Annotated in this window: 1 pseudogene; it reads right to left on the reverse strand. The window is 41.4% G+C overall.

Annotation, left to right across the window (positions count from 1 at the left end):
• Positions 1-452 (reverse strand): annotated as a pseudogene (locus ADF68_RS11070) (hypothetical protein); the annotation flags it as partial.

The following is a 452-nucleotide window of genomic DNA, read 5'->3' on the forward strand; positions in this document are numbered from 1 at the left end:
ACATCCACTGGTTGTGATGGTTTCTTATTCGGTTCTGTTACTTTACCTTTACCTGGGACATCTATCTTAGGAAGGTTGTCATTTGGTACTTCACCCGAACCATTGTCGCCAATTGTGACTGTGATTGTAGTTGGGTTTCCATCTTTATCTTTACTTGGAATTCCTACCGTAGTTCCTGGTAGGTATGGTTTTCCATCTGGTTTCTTAGGCGTTACAATCGCATCACCATTTGGTTTGCGTGTGATTTCAATCTCACTTGGTGTTTCAGTTGTTGGAGTATTTGGTGTTACCTTACCTGGTGTTGTTACTGGAACTTCAACAGCTGGTTTACCTGGTTCTGTAATCTTACCTGTACCTGGGACATCTTTCTTAGGAAGGTTGTCATTTGATACTTTACCTTTACCATCTTCACCAATTGTAACAGTGATTGGGTTTCCATCTTCACCTGGGAT

It is taken from the genome of Streptococcus pseudopneumoniae (genome assembly GCF_001068775.1).
In the GTDB taxonomy this organism is placed as follows: domain Bacteria; phylum Bacillota; class Bacilli; order Lactobacillales; family Streptococcaceae; genus Streptococcus; species Streptococcus pseudopneumoniae_N.